Origin of the sequence: Pseudomonas sp. KUIN-1 (assembly GCF_009176725.1) — a bacterium.
Taxonomy (GTDB): domain Bacteria; phylum Pseudomonadota; class Gammaproteobacteria; order Pseudomonadales; family Pseudomonadaceae; genus Aquipseudomonas; species Aquipseudomonas fragariae.
Map to the genome: position 1 here is coordinate 5028680 of NZ_AP020337.1, position 23736 is coordinate 5052415.

A 23736-nucleotide genomic window follows, 5' to 3' on the forward strand; every position below is an offset into this window, starting at 1 on the left:
TGCATCAGCCCTCCACGTCGGTTTCTAACACTTCTTCAATCTGGTCGCCGTGCTCAGCCACCAGGTACTGTGCCAACGACTGAATGGTGTCGTGCTCGAAAAACACCACCACAGAGATCGCCAGCCCCAGACGGCTGTTGATCAACTCACACAACCCAACAATGCTGATCGACTCGTAGCCGTTTTCAGTAAACGTTGCTACAGGACTAAACGAAGCTGACTCCTTGTCCAGCAACTCCGAGGAGATCGAAACCAACCAGGAAACCGTTGCCTGCAACTCGTCACTGGCGCCATCAAACGAATAGGCCGGCTGTTTTTGCGCGACCGCTGCCAGTGGCGCAGGCGATGCAACGGGAGGTTCCACGGTTACCTGCGGTTGAATGACTGGCGTATTGTCAGCGAGAGTTGCGGCCTTCCAGATGAACGCGAATTGCTCATCCGAATGGTTTTTGTCCAGGGCGTGAATAAATGCAGTGGCAATGTCATTGGCCGCGTTGCCCTCCACTTCCAGCGCTACGGTCTTGCCTTCGCGGTAACCAGTACCCTGCAACGCCGCGCGATAACGACCAAAGGTTTTTGCCAGGGTGTTGAGCTGTTTACTGTCGTGTTCCTCGACGGTCATGACGATGGAGAACGATTGCAGCTGGGAGTCAAATGAGTAGGTCGCCTCATCTAGGTTAATCAGTGCCGCGAGATGACGAATAAGCGCCTTGTCTTTCAACGGTTCCTTATGCTGCTGAACCTTGTCATCGGCCGGAACAATGTAATGCACACCCTGGATATCGCCCAGTTGGTCTTTTATCAGCAACAGTGCATTGAACACGGACTTTCTATCGTCAAGTTCAGCCGCGTAGTAGCCGACTTTGGTATTGTCCAGGCTGTTCTGAAGTAACCCGATTTGCTCATCGATGTCTGGCGCTGAAAGCGCGTCACCCAGGATTGCGATATGGCATCCGCTGGTTTCATCATCAATCGCACGAATCACACTTTGGCCCACCTCATTCAAGCCGTTTGCCAGGACATAGACACAGTTGTCATTGAGTAACGAGCCTGATTCCGGCTGGCTGACTTTCTGCACGCTGCCGGCATAGATACTGTCGTGGGCACACAGGTATTCAGCGATGTGAGTCTGTGTGTCTGCTGCACGGTTGATCAGCGTCGAAATGTTGGCAAACGAGCACAAGGCTTCACAGTAAATAATCGTCAGTTTGACATTGGCAGCACCCAGCACGTGCTGTTCCAACGCCCCGGTCAATGCTGCATAGAGTTGATACTGGCGATCGAACGGCATGATGATTTGCAGGTGCAAAGGCTGAGTGCTGTCCGCCAGCCAGGCTTTGACCTTCTTCGCCAGTTGACGTGAGACGGACTTGGCCAGATCAGCGAAGGACTGGGCAAAGCCGTTCGGCAGGACTTGCTGCCATTCTGAAGAGCCGGCATCGAGGCCGCAGGTCTCCAGATCTCGCTGGAAGTAGTCCAGGGTGTCCAGGCCAACGACACAGATTTTCGTATCGGCCTGCGCCGGTTTCGGATGTGGGCTCACGTCCACCTTGTTCCAGCGATGAATAAACAACGACTTCGGTTCGGCGGTGACTTTTTCGACCGCCACCGGTGCCGTAATGAACGGCTTGCCAACCACCGGCTCAACGGTTTTCTGAACAATCTTCCCTGCGACTTTTTCAACGACCGGTTCAACCATAGCGGCTACGGTTTTCACCCGCTGCTGCACAGAAGCTGCCTCGACTTTTTGAGACACGCCGGCCGTGTGGTTGCCCATCGGCAACCAATGACGGTTTTGTGAGAACGGGTAGGTCGGCAGGCTGATACGTTGCCCTCTTTTCCCCAGCAGGCCGCCCCAGTTAATCACCACCCCTTTGGCCCAGAGCGCGACGATGTTCTGGTATTTACCTTGCTTCAGCCATTCAGAAAGAATCAGCTCAAGGGAGTTATCCTCGTACAACAGCTTCGCTGTGGCGTCCATCTCGCTGGCATAGCAGACATGCAGCGGGGATTTGCCTTTTTTATCATTCAGGAATGCATCGAGGTTGTCTTCAAGGTGCTCGATGGAGTCCGCCAGGAAGCTCAGGCGGTACGGCATTTGAGTGCGGCCGGTTTGCAGCGTATAGGCAATGTTGCCCAACCAGTATCGTGGCTGGTTGTTCAGGGAGGTGTTTTGCTGAGCGTTGTAGTGGATGTAGCCCAGCAACTGCGCAGCTCTCTGGTGTAGCGCCTCCTTTGATTTTGCGGACAACACGATCAGTTCCGGGTAATCCATCGTGTAATTGACCTGATTCGACACTTCCTCGTGCTCTTCGATGATGAAGTGCGCATTCGCACCGCCCGCGCCAAAGGACGACAGGCCGGCAATCCGCTTTTTGACCTCTTTATTCGGCAGACGCCAATGGGACAGCAACTGGGGGATCGAGAAGGAGGTTTTTTCGATCTGCAGGTTTTTATTAATTTTCTTCGAGTGGAGCGAAGGGACGATTTGCTGGTATTTCAGTTGCAGCAGAATCTTGGTCAAACCGGCCATGCCTGCGGCACTTTCGCAATGACCGATATTCGATTTCACCGAGCCTACCGAGCAGAACTTACCTTGTTGTGCCGAGTCTTGATCGATGGAAAACGCCTGCCTCAGCCCATGAATTTCGATGGCGTCGCCCAGATGGGTGCCCGTACCGTGCGCTTCAATGTACGAAATGTCCGCAGAACGAATGCCGGCCTGTTGGACCACTTTTGAGATCAGCTTACTGTGAGCTTTCGGGCTTGGAACGGTATACCCATTGGTCTTGCCTGCGTGAACGATCAGCGACCCGGTAATCACCCCATAGATGTGGTCGCCATCGCGCAGCGCATCCTCGTAGCGTTTCAACAAGACCGCACCAACACCTTCTCCCGGTACATAGCCGTCTGCACTCTCGGAAAAGCTCGCACATTTACCGGTCTGCGAAAGGTCGCCGCCCTGTTTCAGCACACCATATTTGTTGGGATGCAAGGTCAGATTGACCCCGCCGGCAATCGCGTAATCAATCTCCCCAAGCTTCAACGCAGAGCACGCCAGGTGCACGGCGGACAGCGATGACGAACACATGCTGTCTATGGCGACGCTAGGGCCTTCCAGGTTCAGGATGTAGGAAACACGGTTGGCAATGGAGGCAAAGCTGTTGGAGATGGCCTGCCCTTCGTACAGACCTTTAGCCGTTTCGCTGTGCAGCTGATACTCCTGGTACATCGCGCCGACATAGACACCGGTGGTCATGTCACTTTCGGCCAGGGACTCTTTGGTGTAGCCCGCATCTTCCAGCACCGAGAAGGCACATTCGAGGAATTTGCGTTCCTGAGGATCTGTCAGCAGCGCATCGGTTTCACTGAAGTCGAAGAACTCCGCGTCGAACTGGTCAAAGCCGTCAATAAAGCCGCCCTTGAAATTTTCCGGATTTTCGACCCGATTAAAGCCGGTTTGCTCCCACCTTGCCTTGGGCACTGAGGTCACCAGGTCACGACCTTGCGACAGGTTTTCCCAGAACTCGTCCAGGGTCCGCGAGCCAGGGTAAGTACCATTCAGACCGATGATCGCGATATCGCCGGAACGACGGGGTTCAGGGTAGGTTTCCTGGAAATCAGACACCTGAGGCAGTGACGCCGACGGGGCGTCAACCTCTTGAAGGGAGAATGCGCCCAGGTCGATCACGTCAAACTGAGTAACCGCAGGTGCGCTGGCAGGGGCCTGGGTGTGAGAAGCAACGGCAACCGGGGCAGCACTAGGTGGTTGTGCATCGCTGAAATCAATACCCAGCAACGCCGCCAAGGCCTGTTTATCTTGCTCGATAAAGTAATCGATGATGCCTTCGACGCTATCAATATCAAACAGCAGGGAACTGCTGACCTGCTCGAAATGCTCACGCAGTTTATTGGTGAGGGTGACGACCAGGATAGAATCGAATCCCAGTTTTTCGAGGGAGAGGTCCAGCGCGATTTCATCGACAGGAAGCTGAACGACGTCGGCGATCAGATCAGTGAAAAACGCCTGGCTCTTGGCTTTCAACATTGCAACGTTGACAGCCGAAGGGGTATTTGACGGGGTAAGCATGGAGGATTCGTTCCCTGATGAATGACTGGATCCGGACTCAACGACCTTGGGGGCAAGGGACGCGGCGTGCTTTTGCGCACGCATCAACATCACGAACTGCCCCATGTCGTGGGCCAGCTCGGCGGGGAACTGCGTAGAGCCGTAACCCACTTGCAGGGCGGTGTTGTGCCACGTGGCAGGCTCCAGAACCGGAGAGCCCGGCACCCTGATGTGATCGTCGTTGTACAACCACCAACCGTCGAGGAAACCAAACGTGAGGTGGTTGAACAAGGTATTGCGGCTGAGCTCGTTGACGATCAATGAGCCCTGATCTTTCAAAACTTCCCAGACCCGGCGAATCGAGGCGGCAATGTCACTGGTGGCGTGTAACACGTTGGTGGCAACTGCAATATCGTAGTAATCACGCTGCAGTGGTTGGTCATCGACCGACTTTTCTACGTTGAAAATCTCGTAGCGCAAGAATGGATTGCCTGGCCCGTATTCCCGCTGGGCATGAAACAGAAACGACTTCGAAAGGTCGGTGTAGCAGTACTCTGCGATGTTGGCGTGAAACGGCGCCAGGTGCTTGAGTAACACGGCGGTTGTACCGCCGGTGCCAGCGCCCACTTCCAGAATGCGAATTTTCCGCTGAGGGTCAGCGGCCAGCAGCGTGTTGATTTCGTCAACCACCGTCCTCGAAAGCACCAGGTTGAAGTAGTCAGCAACGCGGTTGTTTTTATAGATACCCTCGACCATGCGCATCGAAGAGTCAGGGAACATGATGTCGGTGGCCTTTATTTTCCCGGTCAGTATCTCCTTGGTATGGATCAGCAGGGCTTCAACCAGTTTGACTTGAGCGGATTTATTATCATCCAGCAGCCATTCAACTTTTGCGGTGTTCCAGGAGAGCCAGGCTGCGCTGGCATCGCTCTCAGGAAACTCTGCCGTTTTGCTGAATTGACCGGCGTCGTGACGAAGGTAGCCCTGGCGCACAAGGCTCATCAGGGTCTCCGTCAACCAGCGCGAAAAAACTGCGCGAATATCGGTCTTGCGAAGCACGTCTTCAACGGAAAACTCAGTACCGGAAAACACGCCCAAGGTTTCAAGATCGGCAGCGACGATCCGGCAAAGGTAGCTGTCCATGTCCTCCAGGTAAAAAACGCCTTCCTCCCTTAGGGCCATATAGTGTTCATTCCGATACACATATTCCATCATACAGCCCTCCACTACATTGTTATTTAACTGAGTTGTTGATTGCACAAAACCAAATTCTGTAGTGTTCTGATGAAGTGTCACCTTATCTATCAATGTTATTTTTTCTGGATCGTAGGCAGCGATAAAACTGGCCTGTAAATGATCCCCTGCCATCAACGCCTCAAAGGCCAACATGCCGATGGTCGGGTTGATTGACGCCATCCCGCTTTTTTCCAGCACCTTTTGATACGACGCATCACTGACAATGCCGACGGTTCCCCAATACCCCCAGTTCATGGTTCTGACATGGGTAGTTGCGCACTTGGCCTGCAAGTAATGGGCGAAACTGTCTTTAAAGGTGCACCCCGCAGCGTAATTACTCTGCCCGGCCTGGCGAGCAAAGCTCTGGATCGAGGAATAGAAGGCGATGAAGTCGAGGTCTAGATCGGCAAAGTAATTTTCGATGTTTCGGCAAATATCCACTTTCGCAGCAAGGGCCGAACTAAAGGTTGTTTCAGACATATTGGCAACCGTCTTGTCCTCCAGGACGATTGCCGAATGAATAATGCCGTCCAGCCGGCCATATTGACGGAGGATGGTGTGTCGTAATTGCTCCATTTGGTGTGGCTGGGTGGCATCAACCGATACGTACAGGGGAGCACGACCGAGTCTCTCCATGGCACGCAATGAATGACGGATTTCATCATTAATGGCTTTTCGACCTGCCCAAATGACTTGGCTATCGTGCCGTTGCAAAAGACTTTCGGTCCAGGCCTGGCCCAAGCCACCGGCACCACCGATGATCAGATACACCCCGTTGTCACGGTAGATCGGCTTGACCGGCTCACTGCCGTTTTCAACCGGCAACACCTCCAGGTGCTCGGCATACCATTGATCGTCGCGGCAGCAATACGTCTGTCCTTTGACTTTTCTTTTTTCAATACCTTGCGACGAGCGCACCAGCGAGGGGTTTGAGGTCGCACGCGCCACAAAGGCGTCATCGACATCAAGCAAGCTTATCGTCCAATGGCTGTATTCTTTCGCAGCGGCACCGACCAACCCGTGCAACCCGGCGTTGACCGCTGTGTTAGTGCCTTCGTTGTTGACATTGAAGTTATTCTTGGTGACGACTGTGATCGACAACCTGACTTCATCAGCCTTTAATTCCAGCAACGCCTTGAAGAACCTGAAGAAGATTTTTTCTTCGATACCATACTGTAAACCTTGATCCTCTGCGTGCACAGAGACATCAAGGCTACCGCCGATCCAGAGGATACTTTTAATCTTTCCCGGGATGTAGTCCGCCAGTGTCGCGGTCATACGTTCCAGCGTATCCAGCGCAGTAAAGCTGCAGTGAGCCTGACCGCCAACCCACGACAATAATCTCTGCCTGTTTGGCGACACACCCGCCGCAGAAGTGACTGGAATAATAACCAGAACGCTTTCATCGGTCGCCAACGACGGGCTGCCCGCTATTGGCCGCCAACGATTAACGGCATAAATGTTATGCACGGCATTGCTCATATCAAACCTTCTACCCAGAGGTAACAATCAATAGCACCCAAACACCAGGACCTGTTTAAGCTTCAGACAATCGCGGCACACCGGACAGTATCCGTTGGCGATAACCATCCAGCACCGCACAGACATTGGATTGCGCGTCGTAGATAACAATGGTCCAGATTTCTTTCTTGCCATCATTCAGCACATGCCCAACCGACCAGGCGTTGAGTGGAATTTCCCGATACTGTTGAAAGCGGTCTATTGCAAAAGGAACCCGGGTTTGCACCCCACCCTGATCCCTGGTTTGTTTGGCTTTTTCCCGCGCTACAGCGAGAATCGAGATGGCCTGAAGTGCAGAGTCTGCAAGGCAGGGATGAACCGAAAAAGGCGACTGTTTATTCGCCAGGATCGACGGCAGTTGCAATTGAGCGATGACCGTCGAGGGCGAAAAGTAGAGGGCCTTGATACCTTGCAAACGGGTCTTGTGGGTAATGCCATGGCGACGCAACAAGTCATAGCATTGCGCTGCCGGTACTTTTCGATACTGGGCCAGCCCTGCCGCGCTCAGGTCAATCTCATCGAACCGGATCCCCTGTGCTTTCAGGTGACTGAACGACTGATCTTCTGCCAGCACCTGTTGACCTGACGACAAATCACAGATGGCTTGGGCATACAGCTGCTTTTTATCTCGGCTCAGCACCTTCAGGTCAGCGTTGTCGCCTCGCTCTGTCACTTCCACAATAATCGGTAAGCGTGGCGTGGCGTCGGTAAAGACCATCGGCTGAACCCAGGCAATATCGTTCAGCGCTATTTGGTAGGCATTCTTGAACTTGTCGCCATACACCGCGCAAACACTGCGTTTCATCAGCTCGATATACATCACGCCGGGCAGGACTTTCTGCCCCATAACCAAATGATCCGCGATGAAGAAATCATCCACCGTCAGGGTGAATTCACAGTACTTGCTGGCGGCTTTTGACCTTGTCGCCGTGGCTCGTGGGGCTGATGCGGGAGGACTCGGACGTGCAACGGAGGCCTGTTTCGCCGGCGCTTTATCCTTCGAAGACGCCCAGAACGACATGGAATTGAACGGACTTGCCGGCAGGCTACAAATGCTGCCCTGGAACGAAGCGTCGTTGACCTGGCCGTTTTCAATATAGACGTGCGCTTGTTTCAGCAAAGCCTGGGCATTGCCCTGCCCCAGGTCGCTCGGCGTAAAGATTTGCATGCTCGGCTTGGCTGCTGACAGCAGGGAGCCCAGTGCATTGGCCAGTTCAGAAACCGAGCGGCTAAGAATCGCCACGCGCTTGCCGAAGTGCCTGCGCCCGCAGGCCAAGGTGTAAGCGATGTTGGTCAGCGACACCGTCGCGTCAGACTCGAGGTGCTCACGCAGTTTCTGCAGGAGTTTGACCAACTGTGGGTCAGAGTTCGCCGACAGCAGAATCAACTGCGGCCCAAACTTCTCCGCCGTGTGCCGTACCGGCTGGGGTAAATCACCGAGCACCACGTGTGCATTGGTGCCACTGGCACCGAAGGCACTGATCGTTGCCAGCCTCCGGCCATTTCTGGCTTGCCACGGTTGTGAAGATTTCGCGACATAAAACGGGCTACCGGCCAAATCAATTCGCGAGTTGCCTTTGGTGTGGTGAATCAGCGGCGGAATGGTGCTGTGTTCCAGTGCCAGCACCGACTTGATCACACTCGAGATACCGGCGGCAAATTGGGTGTGGCCAATGTTGGCTTTGACCGAGCCCAAGGCGCAGTAATTCTTGTGCGCGGAGTCCGTGGTGAAGGCTGCACAGAGTGCGTTGAACTCAATCGGGTCGCCCAGGTTGGTGCCGGTGCCGTGGGCCTCCACCATGGAGATGTCGTTAGCGGTAATACCGAAATCCTTGTACACCCGTTTCAGCAACTTCTCTTGCGAGACGGCGCTTGGGGCCGTGATGCCGTTGGTTCTGCCGTCCTGGTTGATGCCGTCACCGTAGATGACCGCGCGAATGTTGTCGCCATCGGCCAAGGCATCGTCCAAACGTTTAAGAATAATCGCCCCGACCGCTTCGCCGGGGACAAAACCATCGGCGTTTTCATCAAATGGCGAGCACGTCCCGGTGGGCGACAACATCCCGGCTTGTGTCGCCTGCACGTACAAGCGCGGCGTCGTCTGTACAAATACACCGCCCGCAATCGCCGTATTGGTGATCCCCAGTCGCAGGTCTTTACAAGCCTGATGGATCGCCACCAACGAACTTGAACACGCAGTGTCGATGGTCAGCGCCGGCCCTTTGAAATCCAGGTAATAGGCAATCCGCGACGCAATCATCGAGCCCATGTTGCCCCACAGCGCTTGCGCCGGTGCCTCACTGGCCTCGAACACTTCGTTGTAGTCGCCAGTCCAGCCGCCGACGTAAATGCCGAACTGATCTTTCACTTCAGGGGTCAGGCGACTGCCTGCATAGCCACTGTCCTCCAGGGCATGCCACGCCTCTTCGAGGAAAAGGCGTTGTTGTGGGTCCATATACGTGGCTTCAACCCCGGAAATGTTGAAGAAGATCGCATCGAACTTATCAATTTCATTGAGGAATCCACCGCGCTGGCAAACACCGTCGCGATACTTTTCCTGATTGAGATAGTCCGCCAGGTCCCAACGACTCACCGATTCGGTGCTGTCTTTGCCGTCGCGGATATTGTTCCAGAACGCCTCGGTATCATCGGCACCGCCAAAACGGCCACTCATGCCGATAATTGCAATCGGCTTTTGGTTGCGTTCCTGGCCAGTTGCAGGCGACTCGCTGAGTAGCTGAGGCGCTGGCCGAGCGAATTGAGTCGACGAGTCGACGATCGTCACAGGCGTAATCAGCCCATGGGCATGGCGGGATAGATCCTCGACATTCGGATAATCGTAGATACACGTGGTTTTCAAACCGAGACGATACTGTTCATTAAGCGAATGGATTAAATCAACGCCCAGAATGGAGTCCAGACCGTAATCGACAAACGACACCTCATTGTTGATCGACGCGTCATCCATCTTGAGTACATTGGCCAGTCTTTCTCGAATGAATCCGGCAACGGCCGGCACTTCAAGGCGAACGGGCACGTGACTGATGATTTCGGCGCTCACCTTCCCTGCTTCTGATGGCTGATCCAGGTGTCTCACGGCCCTTGCGTTCGAACCGACTTTGTCCAGGAAGCTATGGGTGTTGGCCGCAAAGGCATACTCGGGTATCCGGCATTTTTTCGGTTGCAGCCCATCGCTGTACAAACCTTCCCACTGCTCAAAGCTGCCATTGACCCACAGTTGCGCCAAGGCGTCCGACTCGTGGTGGGCAAAAGCAATCTGAACGCGGTCGTGGGCCAGCGCTCTTTGCTTGGAAAGCTCTTCAAACCGGTGAGTTTTCACCCCGGCATACAGGCCGCTACCATTAACCTGAGGGTCTTCCTCGCCAAGGAAGCGCTGGAGACGCTCGATAAAACCGGCTAGATCCCTGGCACAAATCGCGACGCGATGTTGATGGGCATTTCGACACGTCTGCAGCGTGAACGCGACGTCACGCAACGCGGGTACGGTCGACGATGAAGCGCCGCCCTGAATAACCGCCACCAGTCGCCCAATCGATACGCTGCCTTGCCAATTGAGCATCGACAGATTCAGCCCGTAGCGGGTGTTGACGGCCTCGAATAGTCGATAGAAATCAAATGGTTTGAGCCCGGCATCGACCAAGGGGGTTGAATCGTCAACCTGATTCAACGAGAGATTGTTATCCAGCCCCCGAAGCGTGGCGCGAATAAACGTCGCAATATCCATTGCAGTGGAGGCTTCAGGCGCTTGCGCCTGAAGGAAATCCAGGAACCGACGGCAGTTTCTTTTCAGGCCTTGTTCGGTATTCGAAGAGAAAGGGAAAACCAACGCCTGGACATGTTCTTGCCCGACAGGTGCGCCAACGACCTGTTCCTGCGGCGCTGTGTACTCCTCCAGAATAACGTGGGCATTCACCCCCGCCGCACCGAACGACGAAACACCGGCGATACGATTGCGGTTGTTGCGCGATGGCCACTCGATCAGCTCCCGCTGCAAATAGAACGGCGACTGGTCGAACTCCAAGTTAGGATTGATCGTCTGTGCGTGCAGGCTGGGTACCAGGACCCGGTGCTGCATCTGCAGCACCACTTTGATCACACCGGCCAGACCGGCGGCGGCTTCCAGGTGGCCGATATTGCTTTTTACCGAGCCAATCGCGCAGGAAGACTCAGGCAGGTCATTACCTGAGAAACAGGCTTTGAGTGCGTTCAACTCGATGGGGTCACCGAGTTCCGTCCCGGTGCCGTGAGCCTCGATGTAGCTGAGTTCGCCCGCTGTGATATTGGCGCTGTTCAGGGCTTTCTCGATCACCGCCGTTTGCGCCTTGGGGTTCGGCACGGTGTAGCCTTTGGCGGCGCCACCATGATTGACCGCCGAGCCTTTGATTGTTGCGTAAATCCGGTCGCCGTCTGCCTGGGCCTGCCGAAGCGGCTTCAGAATAAGCGTCGCGACACCTTCACCCGGTACAAAGCCGTCCGCCTGGTCGCCAAAACTGTGGCACTGACCTTTTTGCGACAGCATGCTGGACGCACAGAGTTGTACATAGCTTGCGGGGTGCAGATACAGGTTCACGCCACCGACAATCGCCATCTGGCAACGCCCAGCCTTGAGACTATGGACCGCCTCATGAATCGCCACCAGCGACGATGAACACATGGTGTCGATGGGCATGCTGGGCCCATTGAGGTCGAAGAGATAAGAAATACGGCTGGCGACAGAACTGAACGAGGTCGTCGGAATCGTGCGTTCGTCTTGATTCCAGAGTGCCGGGCCGTAGAGATTGAAGCCAGTCTTGGTAATGCCGACGTAGACACCAACGTCGCCGTCATACTGCTGCTTGATTTTATCTTTGGTGTAACCAGAGTCCTCCAGGGCACGCCAGCAAGACTGCATAAACAGCCGCTCCTGCGGATCCATGGCGAGGATTTCTCGTGGTGAGAGCTTGAAAAACTGCTCATCGAAATCATAAGCCTGTTCAAGAAACCCGCCTTGCTTGCAGTAGGATTTACCGTCTCTGATGGCCTCGATTTTGTCCGTGGCATAGAAGTCTTCCAGGGACCAGCGCGACTCAGGAATCTCGGTCACCGCGTTCACGCCGTTGCGCAACAGCTCCCAGAACGCTTCGATATTCGCCGCTCCCGGAAACTGCGCGTTAATACCAATAATGGCGACCGCATCACCGGCCTGCGCATCCACTGCGCGGGGCACTGCCGGACGCGGCTGAGCGTCCTGACGGGCAGAGGCTTGCGGAGCCTGTTGGCTCGCTGCCGGGGCAACCGCGCCGAGCCACGCCTGCACCGCGTCGGGTTGCAACTGGCTCAGTGTGGTGGCCAGGTCATGAATGGATTCCACTTCGTACAGCAGCGTTTTCGACAGTCGAGAGAAATGCTCACTCAACGCCTGATTGATCCGCATGATGGAAAACGAGTCGAGGCCGTAGCTTTGCAACGGCTCGAAGGTGTCGAGTTTGCTTGTCTCCAGCTTCAGGACGCTGGAGATCAACTGTTTGAGGTGAGCGACCAATGGATCATAGGCAGTCTCAACCGATGTCACTGCGCCCTTCCCGCTGGCTGCTTGAGCCGTTTGCTGACTGAGCGCCGGGGTTTGCAGGTTCCGCTGTGGTTTAGCGTTAACGTACTGGCTATCAATTTTCACCGGATCGCCATAGGTCACCAGAACATGGTGGGTATCGGCGGCCAGTAACAACGTATTCACGTGATTGAGGGCCACATCGACCGGCAACGGCAACAGACCGTACTCGACGTGGAGTTCTTTCAGCGCCTGCTGATCAACACCCATACCGGCGTTTTCCCAGAGCGGCCAGTTCACCGACAACAGGCGATCAAAGCCGTTACGCCCGACCTTGTTTCGAGCGTCGCTGAAACCATCAATGAATCCATTGCCGGCCGCATAGTCGATCTGGCCGACAAAACCTAACTGGCCTGCACAAGAGGAGCAAAATAGAATGAAGTCAAAGCCCGTTTCAGTCTGTTGACTGACGTCGTTTGCAGCCTGAATCAGATGGATGCTGCCACTGACTTTGGCTTCCAGGGTATTTTCAAACTGCTCGACGGTTTTGTTGACCAGAAAACTGTCATTCAACGTGCCGGCGCAGTGGAAAATCCCTTCGAGGTGATGGGAGGCGACGACCTTGATCAACAGCGACTTGAGGTCCGAGTAGCTCGCTGCGTTCGCCGTGAGATAGGAAACCCGGGACTTTCCGTAGGTTTTTACCAATTGCAGGTACGGCGTATTACTTTGCAGATCGGCTTCACTGCGGCGCCCGGTCAATACGACGCGGGCCTGCTGCCCCTGGCGCAAAATGTAATCTGCCAAGTGCAAACCAATACCGCCTACGCCACCTATAATCAGATAACTCGCATCGGTTTTTATAAAGCTTTGCAACGACGCACCATCAGAACGGTCACTGAGCGTTTCAAACACCTGAACATAACGGACATTCTTGAGGTAGCGCACATACGCCGCGTGACTGTGCTGTTCCTCGGCCAGGCTATTTTGGCTTGACTGACCCAAGGAGGCTTCATCAAGCGCCACCAGTTGAGTGGTAATGCTCGGGTGCTCCTTATTCAGGGTTTTCAGCATGGCTGAAATAGCCGCTTCCACTCCGACATACACAGATTCGTGCGCTACTTTGTCTTCAGCGTAACTATCGGGCCTCAGAAAAAACACCTGGAGCAGCGTATCCGCCGAGCTTTTCCGGCCTTTACCATGCTGCAAAATGGCCGTGACCTGCGCCTTCAAACTGAGGAAAACGTCGAGGATCATCGCACTGGCCAAACCGCTCATCTGGTCGGCAAGCGTGCCTTTGGCGGCCGCCTCTTCGGGAGCCGACACTACCGTCATCCGGGCCAGCAGGCGTTGATCCAGGCGGGCTTTCAAGGTATCCACCAACCGCTCATGACCGTGCTCCGTTACGACCACCACGCAATGCTGTTCGTGAGCCTGAGCCACATCGAGCGCGCGCCCAAGCGGCGCATCGCGCCACACTGGCACATAACGCGTACTGCCCGGCGGCCCGGACTGCTCTTCACGCATACTGCCCCCGGTGGCGTCGGTTTTGGCCAGCGCCTGAACCGCTTGCTCTTTAGTAATACGACCCGCTTTGAGTTGATCAATAATGTAACGCTGAAAGTTAGCAATCTCATTGGAGTTATTCATGACGACACCCTTAATCCTTTCTCAATAGCTGCAGGACCGTCTCGGTATCCAGATCGTCCAAAAGCACTCTATCCAATAAATCTTCATAAAATGAGTGCGCTACAAATTGCTCATTTGAAAAATTATCGACGTCATACCAGGTGGTCACTTGGTCTTTAGGCAGCCAATACCGCTGCTGTTCGAAAGGATAACCAGGCAACACAACCCGATTAGGCCGTGCGCCTCCGTAGAGCAAATTCCAGTTAAACTTAACGCCTTTAACAAACCGCTCCGCCACTATATTGGCATTGTCCAAAGTGAGCAGTTTTGGCAGTGCCTCGTTGGACATTTTCTCGGTTTTCGAGCCCTTGATATGCCCGGTAAAGATGGACACGTGGTTTAACTCATTGGCCCCGGTCGAGAAGTCTGCATCGGACAGTGCGGCCTCACTTTCAATAAACCGCGTGAGTTTGCTCAGGCCATCCGCGCTATCCATGGCCACAATCGACAAACGGTAAGACAGCTCGGCACGCCCAACCTGGAGGGTGTAAGCCACCTCCTCAATCTGCTCGGGATGACTGGACAGGTGCTGGCGTAAATTGATCGCTTGCGAGACCAGCCCACGGCGAGTTTTCGCCGACAGCACCAGAACCACCTCGTGCCCGGAAAACGCCCGGTGCGCACGAGCAGTCGTCCGATTGCTTTCATAACGGCGCAGAACGACGCTGGCAATCGAGCCGCCAAATCCGAAACTGCTGACCGCCGCGAAAATCCCCTGATCACTGGCCTTCAAGCTGGACTGGCGTTCGTTGATCACGAAGCGGCTGTCATGCAGCTCGATATAGGGGTTCAACGGTGAGCAGTGAAGATTGGCGGGCACCGTCCGCTCGCTGAGTACTTTCACCGCTTTGATCAGGCCGGCCACGCCTGCGGCTGACTCCAGATGCCCGATATTGCTTTTCAGCGCGCCGAGATAAATCGGCAAACCATGCGTTTCCGTCACCGCCTGTTTCAGCGCATTGACCTCTACAGGATCGCCAAGCTCGGTGCCAGTACCATGAGCCTCAACATATTGCAGTTGGCTCAAGTCGATCTTTTTAAGGGTTGTACGCAACAGCTCAGCCTGGCTCTTGGCATTCGGCGCCGTCAGCGACTTGGCCCGGCCGCCATGCTGATGCGCGCTGCTTTCAATCACGGCCAGGATGTTGTCGCCGTCTTTCTGTGCCAGCGAAAGCGGCTTCAGGATGACCACGCCCACACCCTCCCCTCGAACATAACCATTGGCATTGCGCGAGAAGGTGTTGCAACGCCCATCCAGGCTCAACATGCCTGCATGGTCAGGCTCGGCGAAGCCCTGGATGTCGAGTAACAGATTGACCCCACCGGCGATGGCAAAGGACGCCGAGCCGGAACGCAGGCTTTCACAGGCATTATGGATAGCGACCAGTGAACTGGAACACGCGGTGTCAATCGACTCACTCGGGCCGTGGATGTCCAGGAAGAACGACACACGGTTCGCCAGCATGGCGTGAGAGTTGCCCGTGGCGATGTAACCGTCCAGCTCCTGGTCTTTTTGCAGCAATGCCCGGTAGTCATTGTTGCTGACCCCGATAAATACCCCGGTGTCCGAAGGCAACTGGCTGGGGTCATAAGCGGCGTTTTCAACGGCGTGCCAGACCACCTCCAGGACTTGGCGTTGCTGTGGGTCCATGAACTCCGCTTCAACCCGCGAAATATTGAAAAACGCCGCATCAAACCCGTCCACCTTATCCAGGTAGCCACCCTTTTTGACGCAAGCCACACCGGCGAACGCCGCTTGGGTGTCCTGGTTGTAACGCTGGTAGGGGAAGTCTTGAATGCTGTCTTGGTTATTGAGCAGGTTCGACCACAACGCTTCAACCGACGCGGCCCCCGGGAATCGTCCGGCCATACCAATGACCGCGATGGATTCATGAGGGTGCGGCAGACGGTGATTCCGCTCGGCCTCTGGTTTCTCGACGCGAGAAACCGGCGTTGCAGCCTGGTTCACTGCAGAGGCGCTGTTCTGTGGCGCCTCTTCACTGGTGCCGCTGACGCCTTGATCCTTGAGGTAAAAACACAAGGCCTCAATATTTTCGCAGTCAAAGAAAACGGCCGGGGTGATTCTGGCGCCCAGCATCTCGTTAATTTCTTTGCTCAACTGGGTTAAGCCGATGGAGTCAAAGCCGAACTCGTAGAAGCTGGTTCTTGCGTCCACTTCGGATTCATCAAACTTCAAAAGCTTAGCGACGATGGCAGACACGGCTTTGCCGAGACCGTCGGACTCCGTGCCAGCGGCGGCGACTGGTCGTGGAGACTCGGCAGTCTCGTGGCGGAAAACGGGTTGACTGCGGAAGCTGGCCGTCTCAATGGTCTTGGCGGCACGCGGTTCAATGGCTTGGCTATTGGCGATATACACATCGTCCAAGAGGGACAACAAAGTGCCATTCTTATCAGCCAACGCAATCGTTCCGCGCAACGCTTGCCCCGACGATTCGAGGGAGAACAGCAGGCTGCTGACCTTCGACACAGACGCTAAATCCAGCTGGACATTGCAGGCGCAAAGCGCGTAGTTGCTCCAATGGTCCAGTCCTTGGCGCAAGGCGATGTAGAGGACGGCTTGTTGCAACGCCGAACCGAGTTCGGATAAAAACGTCGTGTTGCGGGCAAAGTGATTGTGTCGATAATCAGTATCTTTCAAGTGCACGCGATAGCGCTGTTCACCGATCAACTGCAGCTCGCTGATAGCATTGACGTAATCGCCAAAAACGATTTTGTGCTCTTCCAGCGCTTTGCTGACCTGTGCACCGGAAAGGCTTTCCCGAACGGTCGCATTCGCAAACGCGGGAAAAGGCTGCTGGAGAACCCTGCGTCCATCGCCAGCTTGCACGGCAAATTCGACCCGTGCACACAGTTGATGCGGCGTCGACGCATCCGCTGTGGAAGAGATGTAAACGTCAGAAAATTGCCCCGTTTGATCATTCAATGCCACCGCATAACACAGCTGCGAAGGCACAACAGGGATAGGCGCCAGCAACTCCCAACGCACAGAGGTGTAGCCGCTTTGCGGATCAGCCTGCTTCATCACTGCAATCGCCGCATCGAGCAGGCTGAACGTGATTAACTGCGGCTGTTTCTTGACCCGGTAAAGGTAGTCGAGGATTTCAATCTCGATCAAATCAGCGGAGTAACGGATGCCGCTCAGGTCGGAGGTGTTGTCACGGACCAGCGGGTGATATTTGTTGCGGTTGCCCAGAGGATCAATAACGCTTGGGGCGTCTTCCAGAACCTCAAACCAGCAGCGTTTCTTCTCGAACTGATAAGCCGGAATGCGTACTTTAATCATCGCACCCAAGGCCGCTTGGTCATTCAAGCCATGCAAGGCAAACCAGTCCACGGTCGAGCCATTGGTCCAGTACTCGGCCAATGTCTCAAGCTCAGCGCTCTCGATAGCCTGACTCAGTTCCCTCCTGGAGAACTCCTTGGTCGCACCCGACGCACTGTCCACGAAGCGCACGGAACGGTTGCTGGAAAGACCACTCAGCCAGCTATCAATCGACCCAATGACCTCATTGACGCTGTCTGCGCAGAATGCCAGGCGGCATTTCATCTGGTTCTTGGCCACTTGCAGGGTGTAGGCCAGCGAGACGGGCGATACATCACGGTGGTCTTTCAGGTAGCTTGAAAAACTTTGCAGGTTCCTGACCAGCGAATCACGATTGGTCGCCGAAAATACAAACAGCTGTTGCTGGGTCTGGCGCGGGCTGCGGCTGGTCGTCCGAGGGTCGACATACTCCTCCAAAATCATGTGCGAGTTCATCCCTCCAGCACCGATGGAGGTGATCGATGCTCGACGCGGTAAGACCAGGTTGCTTTCGGAACGAGGAGCTGGCCACGACTGCAGTTCTTTATGCACATAAAACGGTGAGTCTTCGAAACGAATATTGCTGTTGAGCGTATCCGCACCCAGCGACGGCACGATCTGCTGGTGCTTGAACTGCAGTAAGATCTTCGAGATGCCGGCGATACCAGCGGCCGCTAGAAGGTGGGCAAGGTTCGACTTGATCGAGCCAATCGGACAGAACTGCTTCTTATCGGTGTATTTTCGGAAGGCCTGGGTAGCGCCTTTTATTTCGACCGGGTCGCCCAGTTCGGTACCCGAACCATGGCCTTCGAAGTAACCAATGGTTTGCGGGTCAATTTGCGCATCTTCAATCGCTTTTTCTATCGCCAGAGCCTGCATATGCGGCTGCGGAACGGTGAAACCATTGCGTACGCCAGCATTGGACAGGGCCGTTCCCTTGATAATGCCCCAGATGTTGTCGCCATCACGCTTGGCATCTGCCAGGGTTTTCAGGACCACGGCACCCACGCCTTCGCCCAAAATAGTGCCATCGGCGCCAATCCCATAGCTTCTGATGACATCTGAGGTTTTGGTGGTGAAATGTTCCTGGGAACTGGAGATCAGGTTGTAAGGGTGCAGGAGCAAGTTCATGCCCCCCGCCACGACTATTTTCGACTCACCAGACCGCAGCATTTGCACAGCCACATGAATGCAGGTCGATGTCGCCGAGCACATGGTGTCGACAAACAAGGACGGGCCGGTGAACCCATAAAAATACGACAGCATGTTCGGGATCGTGCCGGTGTAGCTGCCGCTGGCAGAACCGCCCCGCGTGAGGTTGTTTTGGAAACCATACAAGTTGTAGTGGTTGCTCATGGTGCCCGCGACAACACCCACGTCGCCTTTATACAGCTGTTGCAACGACTCTTTTGAATAGCCCGAATCTTCCAGGGCCTCGACGCCCACTTCGAGGAACAGCCGGACTTCCGGTGACATCTTCTCGGCTTCGAGTTGAGAAATCTGAAAGTAACGCGGATCAAACTTGTCTATGTCGTCGAGGAAGCCACCGGTCTTGATCGTCGACTTACCCCACACATCGCGTTCTTTGTAGTAAATAGCGTCGTGCTTCCAGCGATCCGCCGGGATCTTCTCGAACGCATGCTGGCCACTTTTCAACAACTCCCAGAGTTCATCCATGTTTCTCGATTTAGGATAACGTCCGGACAGACCGATGATCGCAATATCATGCTGATCACGGTCATCGGCGGCGACCTGACTGGCGACAGGTACTGCTTCAATTTGCTTGTTGATCGACGGTGCCGGTGCGGCAGCCGCCTCTTCAGCGACCTGTTTGTCTTTAGAGGGCGTGTCTGTATGAGCTGCGACCTCGACGACAGGCGCTCTGCCCTCCAGGTACAGGCTCTTTAGTTTATCGCTGTATTCATCCATCAGATAATCGGCCACTTCATTGATCGTGAAGTATTCGAAGAACAGCGTTTTTGATAACTGACCGAATTGCCCCTCGAGTTGACGGATCATTTCTACCGCCATAATCGAGTCAAAGCCGTACTCTTCGATTTTCTGATCGCCTCGGATCGTCTTGGCGTCGCGTTCAATGACGATAGCCAACTTGCCCTTCAGATAGTCCTGGGCATATTGAAACAGGGCCTCATTATCGACGTCATCACCGCTCTTCGAGGGATCAGGACTCTCCTGACTGCCCCCCTCAGGCACAACGCTGCGCTGGTTAAGGCCTGCGATGTAAGCGTGGATTTTCTCCTGGTTGCCGTACGTGACGAGGATCGGAAAATCATCGGTGGTGGTCAGCGCATAACGCAACGCGTGCATCGCTTCATGGGTGGGAAGCGGCTCCATGCCGGTTGTTTCATGCACCGATGCTAAGGTGCCGGCGTCCATTTTCATGCCACCTTCTTGCCAAAGCGGCCAATTAATGGCGATCGTCTGCCCGGTCCCCTCCCCCTCGCGCACCCGTTGATTGCGATCAATCGCGAAGGCATCCAAAAAGGCGTTGGCTGCGGCATAGTCACATTGGCCAGCATTGCCAAACGTGCTCGCCACCGAAGAGAACAGCACGAACTTGCCTAATGGCAGACGCTTGATCGCCTGATCAATAGCCAGCGTCCCATCGAGCTTTGGCGACAGCACTGGCAGCGAATCCTTGACCTCTTTACGCAAGATGAAGTTATCGGCAATGTGGCCAGCGGCATGGAATATGACATCAACGCTGTGATGAGTATTCTTCAGTGCAGCGACAAAATTCTCGACCTCAACGACATCGGTAATATCGAGTGGCTGATAATCGATCTTGCCACCCCGTGCTTGTATTTCACTTTTCAAGGCAGAGAAAACAGCCTGCTGCTCGGCGGCGGTTTTGCGCCCGGTCAGGTAGAGCGTGCACCCCGGAAAATCCGCTGCGAGCTGCCTGGAAATCAGTTGACCAATACCACCCAGCCCGCCGGTTATCCAGAACACCGGCTGTTCATTAAGCACCGGAATTTTTCCCTGAACAGGCCTTACGGGTTGCGCTGTAATCCGTTCTATCCGACGCAGGCCTTGCGCATCATGACGTACGCTAAATGCTCCGTCGGCGATGAGAAACTCACGGGCGATGATCGATCCGGAATCGACCAGCGGTGAGTTTTCTATCGATACAAAGCGGCCGTGGATCCGTGGGTTTTCATTGTGCGCGACCCGCAGCAGCGCAGTCAGGCTGGAGCGGATCACATCCGGCAGTGTCGAGGAGGCGCAGACCAAAAGGTGTTGAATAGTTTTAGGCTTGGTTTCCAGGAGTTTCTTAATGTATGAAAACACGTGGGAGTACGCTTCAATCGTCGGTGCGCTGCTCACTGCCTCAGGGGAAGACAGCGCCATCGACTGGAACGTGCAGGACGTTTGCGCAGACACCTGATTACGATAATTGGCGATCCAGCGATCATCCTGAATCGTACTGCCCACATAAAGGGCAAGCACGTGATTAGCACGATCTGCGGGCGCTGTTGAGCTTATTGGCGGCTGTTGATGGTCTGTACTGTCAACAACCCACTGTTTCGAAAAATAAAGATTCTGGCTACTCGGTTCATTCGAGCCACTGTTATTCTTGCTGGTCATTTGCTCACCCACGGGACTGCGCAATAAGCACATCGTAAAGTTTTTCGCCGACGCTACCTGTTCGCCTTGTTCGGTAAAAATATTCAGGTCAAAGGTCAACGAGGCTTTAGTGCCGGCAAATCGATTTTTCTCACTGATACGAGCCCAGACGGTCGTGGGGCAAATCTGATAGACCGATAAACTGTCGAGTGAAAAAGGAACATAGGGATAACGTGAGGCGTTATTGGACAACGCCGTCGCAATACCGGCCTGCAATACCGAGTCGAGAATTGCCGGGTGGGCAGAGAATGATTGTTGACTCCCAGCGATTGAAACCTTTACCCAGACTTCATCCACGCCGACATGGATTTGCTCGACACCCTGCAGCCTCGGGCCATGGTAAATACCTGTGCTCTGAAGGTATTGATAGCATTGATCGCGGTGAATTTTCTTGAATGGCGACATGTCCGGCAGGTCAATACGATCGGCTACCGTTGAACCCGGCTGATACTCGCCTTGCACATGAACACGAACTTTATCTTTAGCCTGCCCTTCGATATTTTTGGGATGGGTATAAAAACGAAAGCCTTTGCCTGGCTGCCCAGAGGCAGCGTTTGCATCAGCCTGCTTACTGTCGAAGTCGAGGTAAATCGACTTTCTGATATCGACGTCGTCGTCGGACAGTTCGATGGCAAATGGCGATAACCAAAATACGTTTGAGAAGTCGACATTGATCATTTTATCGGCACGGGGAATCGTCGATAAAATCATTTCCAGATAGTGCACACCCGGCAATATAGATTGGTTATTAACCGTGTGATCTTCCAGGAAGAAGGCTTTACTCGACAGCGTAAATTCGACTGTACCCGGCTGTTTTGGCTTGGCCACATCAGCGTTCTTTTTGGGGAACCAGTAAGCTGTGCGCTCAAATGAATAAAGCGGCAAGCGGACTTTCGCGGGGATCAGGCCAGCGTCGAGATAAAGGTCATTCCAATCGACGGCAACCCCAAAAACCCAGTACTGGGCCAGGCTGAGCATATCGTGATTGGACATCCAGTTTTCAGTCAGTGACGCTCGATTTTCTTCGGCGTAACTCCTAAGTTTCTTGCCTTCTCCGGCATCGTAAGAGTTACCTACAAATGTGTGCTCGGCAGCAGCGCGTGTATCTATAAAGCTCCGAATCGCCAGTTTCAGTTCGTCGATAGACTCAACCACAAAGCACACGCGTTCTGTGAGCGCGTCGCGCTGGCACTGTAATGCATGGGCAATGCCGGGCAGGTCAGAAGGGTTGTCCTCCAGAAACGCCAGCAGGCGCTGGGCATACGCCACCAACGACTCACTTGACTTGGCCGACACAGGGATCGCAAACACGGGATGGTTATCAGCGACTGCACGGGCTGACAACTGCGCGGTTTCAGGAATGAACTCCTGGATCACCGCATGGGCATTGCTGCCACCAAATCCAAATGAACTGATACCGGCGATGCGCCCTGTCGAGCCATCCGCAGGACTCGCCCAAGGCTGATGCTTGTCGACAATATAAAAAGGCGTATCTGTCAGTTCTATCTTGGGGTTGATGCTTTTAAAGTTCAGGTTTCCGGGCAGTTCTTTATTTTTTAACGCGGCTAAAATCTTGATAATCCCGGCAACACCCGCTGCACCTTCCAGGTGTCCAATATTTGTTTTAACCGAGCCAATACCGCAGTAGTTTTTCCTGGACTGCGGGTCATCGACAGCGTGGCTCGCCTGAGCGAAGGCTTTCTTAAGCCCGTGGATCTCGATAGGGTCACCCAACGGCGTGCCGGTGCCATGGGTTTCGATATAGCTAACATCGCGAACATCAATATGACTGCGTCGATAAAGCTCTGCGATCAGGTCCGCTTGCGCCTGAGGGTTGGTCACGGTCAGTGAGCCGGTTTTACCCCCATGGTTGTTGGCAATACCTCGCACCACGGCGTAGATGTTGTCCCCGTCCTCAATGGCCTTGTCCAACGCTTTGAGCAGCAAAAGCCCGCCGCCCTCACCGCGTACATAACCATTGGCGCGGTCATCGAAGGTATAGCTCTTGCCATCTTTAGAGAGCATTCCATTTTTGGTAAAGGCGATAAAATGCTGCGGACTCCAGATTAAATTCACCCCCCCGGCCAAGGCCAGCTCACACTCGCCGGACTTGATGGCATTGACCGCTAACGCCAACGACACCAGCGAGCTTGAACAGGCGGTATCAATGCTGATACTGGGGCCTTTGAGGTCAAAGTAATAAGAGATCCGGTTGGATAAAATCGAGTACGCCGTTCCCGTCGGAAAGTAAGGATCAATCGGCGTGTGATTCAGCGCCAACAGCTCAGCGTAATCCCAGTGACACACCCCCATAAAAACGCCGGTGTTCGTCCCCTTCACGCTGGATGGGCATATCCCTGCGTCTTCAAAGGCATGCCAGGCCATTTCCATGGCAATACGTTGCTGGGGGTCCATGAACTTGCTTTCACGGGGCGAAATCCCGAAGAAATTGGCATCGAAGCACTCGATATCGTCGACGAACCCGCCCCAAATACTCGATGTTTTATCGCCGCCGGTTTTAGGATCACCGTAAAGCTCAGCCTTCGACCAACGCTTTTCATTCACCTCACTAATCAGGGACTTTCCAGCTTTAAGCTTGCCCCAGAAGGCATCAATAGAGTCTGCTTCAGGCAGGCGAAGGCCAACCCCGACAATAGCGACCTGGGTGCTATCTAGGTCAGTTTTTGTGCTTGACATAAACGT

Annotated in this window: 3 protein-coding genes; all 3 read right to left on the reverse strand. The window is 54.4% G+C overall.

Going from position 1 to position 23736, the window contains the following annotated elements; translation table 11 throughout:
- Positions 1-4 precede the first annotated feature (4 nt).
- Genes KUIN1_RS22625 through KUIN1_RS22635 form a run of 3 tightly spaced genes read right to left on the reverse strand, consistent with a single transcriptional unit; the run spans position 5 to position 23730 of the window.
- Complete coding sequence (locus KUIN1_RS22625; RefSeq protein ID WP_103713588.1) at positions 5-6787, reverse strand: SDR family NAD(P)-dependent oxidoreductase; 6783 nt, start codon at positions 6785-6787, stop codon at positions 5-7.
- Positions 6788-6842: 55 nt separating this feature from the next.
- Entirely contained in the window at positions 6843-14024 is a 7182-nt protein-coding gene (locus tag KUIN1_RS22630) for a type I polyketide synthase (RefSeq protein ID WP_103713587.1), read from the reverse strand.
- A gap of 10 nt (positions 14025-14034) precedes the next feature.
- Positions 14035-23730, reverse strand: a complete 9696-nt coding sequence (locus KUIN1_RS22635) for an SDR family NAD(P)-dependent oxidoreductase (RefSeq protein ID WP_152092308.1) — start codon at positions 23728-23730, stop codon at positions 14035-14037.
- Positions 23731-23736: the final 6 nt, after the last annotated feature.